At 67.0% G+C, this 3,273-nt stretch carries 3 protein-coding genes and 1 pseudogene; 2 read left to right on the forward strand and 2 right to left on the reverse strand.

Annotated features, from left to right (window positions below; genetic code table 11):
* A pseudogene (locus SB4_RS19790) lies at positions 1-342 on the forward strand (PepSY domain-containing protein); the annotation flags it as partial.
* Here SB4_RS19790 and SB4_RS16335 read toward each other — a convergent pair.
* Both SB4_RS16335 and SB4_RS16340 read right to left on the reverse strand, forming a co-directional pair.
* Positions 296-652, reverse strand: a complete 357-nt coding sequence (locus SB4_RS16335; RefSeq protein WP_058716704.1) for a GntR family transcriptional regulator — start codon at positions 650-652, stop codon at positions 296-298. The pseudogene SB4_RS19790 and the gene SB4_RS16335 sit on opposite strands and share 47 nt — an antisense overlap.
* Positions 653-735: 83 nt before the next feature.
* Positions 736-1,314, reverse strand: a complete 579-nt coding sequence (locus SB4_RS16340; RefSeq protein ID WP_058753429.1) for a nitroreductase family protein — start codon at positions 1,312-1,314, stop codon at positions 736-738.
* 140 nt (positions 1,315-1,454) lie between these two features.
* Between SB4_RS16340 and SB4_RS16345 the strand changes: the two genes are divergently transcribed.
* Complete coding sequence (locus tag SB4_RS16345; RefSeq protein ID WP_058731953.1) at positions 1,455-3,041, forward strand: peptide MFS transporter; 1,587 nt, start codon at positions 1,455-1,457, stop codon at positions 3,039-3,041.
* Positions 3,042-3,273 lie beyond the last annotated feature (232 nt).

The following is a 3,273-nucleotide window of genomic DNA, read 5'->3' on the forward strand; positions in this document are numbered from 1 at the left end:
CGCCTGGCGCAGCGTTTCCGCCGAGGCGGGGGTGGCCGCGACCAACGCCACCCCCATCAACCACGACGCCCTTCGCTTAGTCATGGCGCAACGCCCAGGCGGGTGCGGCCCGATGACAGCGCCAGCGCGGTCGCCGCGCCGGGTCATGCGGTGCCGGTGATGCTGTCCTGGGTTCGCCGCCTGCACGACGGACAGGCCATCCCCTGGCTCTGGCGGCCGATTGCCGCGCTGATCGGCTTGCTGGCCCTATGGACGGCGGTGACTGGCCTGATCGGCTGGGCCGCCCGCCCGAAGCTCAGACGCGCTCGACGCGGAGAAGGTCGGTCGCGTCCAGGCCGATAAGCTCGATATGGTCGCGGATACGCGGCCATTGCACCGCCAGGAAGGTCTGGCGCTCGGCGGCGCGCAGGCGATCGGCGGCACCCGGCAAGACGAACATGCCGACCCCGCGCCGCACCTCGACATAACCGTCGTCCTGAAAGCTCTGATAGGCCTTGGCGACCGTCAGCGGGTTCGCGCCCTGTTCGGCGGCGAGCGCGCGGACCGAGGGAAGCTGGTCCCCCGTCCGATAGGTGCCATTAAGGATGCCTGCCGCGATCGTGCCGCGCAGGCGGATGTAAACCGGGCTGTCGTCGCCGCTAAGAGCTGTCATGCCGGGTTAATACAGCATGAGCGAGCAAAAGTCGAGAGGCCGCACTCACATCGTTTGCACATCCGTCGCACGGCCGGATCGCCTCATCCGTGCCAGGTCGAGACGACCCGCGCCATGTCGGGGCGCGGCCGTTCGTCGAGCGGACGGCCGGGCGTACCGATGAAGACGAAGCCGACAATCCGCTCCGGCGCGGCCCCGAACGCATCGCGCACCGCGTCCGAAAAGGCGGGCCAACCGGTCAACCAGCCGCCCGCATAACCCATGGCGTGCGCGGCATGGAGCAGGTTCATGCACGCGGCACCCGCCGACAATTCCTGTTCCCACATCGGAATATGGCTGTCGGTGCGGGGCGACGACAGGACGACGACCAGATCGGGGGCCTGATGGGCGAATTGTTCGAGCGAGGCGATCTCGGTCGCGCTCGCCTGCGGCCGTTCGGCGCGATAGGCGGTGGTGATGACCTGAGCCAGCTTCGCCCGCGCCTCCGTCGGCACGATCACGAAGCGCCAGGGGGCCAGCTTGCCATGGTCGGGCGTGCGCGCCGCAATGGTCAGCATCTCCGCCAGTTGCGCGGCATCGGGCCCCGGCGCGACCAGATCGCGCGGCTTGCCCGAACGGCGCGTCGCGAGCAGCGTGAGGGGGGTCGTGCGGTCGTTGAAAATCATGTCCGTCATGGGTTCGATCCTTACGGCGTTGCGCATGATATTTACAGTCGCGGCTTTGGCGTTAGGTTACCAAACCATTACGCCCGCTTGCGTGCCCATGGCGCGCGGGGGGCGATCCCGATGGAGTGAACGCCGGCATGGCGACTGCGTATGAGGCCGCCGCGCGCGGCAAGACGGTTTTGGGCCATCCCCGAGGCCTGTTCCTGTTGTTCTTCACCGAGATGTGGGAGCGTTTTTCCTATTACGGAATGCGCGCCATCCTGGTCTTCTACCTGACCAAGCACTTCCTGTTCGCCGACGAACCGGCCTTCGGCATCTACGCCGCCTATACCTCGCTGGTCTATGTGACGCCGGTGATCGGCGGCTATCTGGCCGACCGCTATCTGGGGGCCAGACGCGCGGTGCTGGCGGGCGGGCTGTTCATCGCCTTCGGCCACATATTGATCGCGGTCATGGAGGGGCCGCAAGGTGCGACGGGGGCCTATCTGGAGGGCTTCTACCTCGCGCTCGCGTCGATCGTGATCGGCACCGGTTTCCTGAAGGCCAATATCTCGGTGCTGGTGGGTCAGCTCTATGCGCGCGACGACATGCGGCGCGATCCCGCCTTCTCGATCTTCTACATGGGCATCAACGTGGGCGGCGCGCTGGGGCCGATCGTGTGCGGCGTGCTGGGCGAGACGGTGGGCTGGGCCTATGGCTTCGGCGCAGCGGGCGTCGGCATGGTGCTGGGTCTGATCGCCTTCATCGCCCTGAAGCGCGAGTTGCACGGCGCGGGCGAGGCGCCCTCGCTGCCCGTGCTGCGCGCACCCGTCGTCGCAGGCCTGTCGCGTGAGTGGCTGATCTATCTGGGGGCGATCGTCGCCACGCTGGGCGTGTGGCAGTTGATCCAGCATCAAGACGCGGTCGGCACGCTGCTGGTCGTATTCGCCGCCGCCACCGTGATCTTCATCCTGTGGCGCGCGGTGTTCCAGCTGCCCAAGGTCGACCGCGACCGCATCTTCGCAGCACTTTTCCTGATCGCGCTCTGCCCCCTGTTCTGGGCACTGTTCGAGCAGGCCGGATCGTCGCTGAACCTCTATACCGACCGCTCGGTCGACCGCACGCTGCTGGGCTGGACCATTCCGGCCTCGGCCTTCCAGTCGGTCAACTCGATCTTCATTATCCTGCTCGCCCCGCTGTTCGCCGCGCTGTGGACGATCCTGGGCAAGCGCGGATGGGAGCCGAGTGCGCCGTTCAAGTTCGGCATCGGCCTGGTCGGCGTGGGTGCGGGCTTCATGGTGCTGGTCGCGGGCGCGGCGGCCTATGCGGGCATGCCGACGCCGGTGATCTTCGTGATCCTGGTCTATCTGATTCACACGATGGCCGAGCTGTGCTTCTCTCCGGTCGGCCTGGCGGCGATGACGCGGCTGTCGCTGCCCAGCATGACCGGGTTGATGATGGGCACCTGGTTCCTGGCGACGGCGGCGGGCAACTTCATCGCCGGCCTGATCGCCCAGGCGACCGGCGGCGAGGGCGCAGGGCCCGACAAAGTGCTTGAGGTCTATACCCGGATCGGCTGGTTCTCGATCGGGATCGGCGTGGTCGTGCTGGTCGTGTCCCCCTTCATCGCCAAGCTGATGCACCTCGACCTGCTGAAGGCCGATGCCGCGCTGGCCGGGGACAAGGAACTGGCCGAACCGGCGGCAGCGGGTGTCGATACGCGGCTGGAGCAAAAGCCGCTGTGACGATGGGCCGGTCTGTCGTTTCGAGCGGCAGACCGGCTTTTGTTTTGTTCGCGCGGAGGCGCGGAGACGCAGAGAGGTTCGGGCGCGCTTCAGCACCTCAGTAAATTTCGGCGTTCGGCTTTGCCGGACCATTGTTGTGTTAGGCCAGCCTAACGGCTGGATATGCGCCCTCCGCGTCTCCGCGCCTCCGCGCGAACCAAATCAGAGCCGCGTCATCGCCATCGCCCGGTCG

Source organism: Sphingomonas sanguinis (assembly GCF_001476905.1).
GTDB lineage: Bacteria > Pseudomonadota > Alphaproteobacteria > Sphingomonadales > Sphingomonadaceae > Sphingomonas > Sphingomonas sanguinis_B.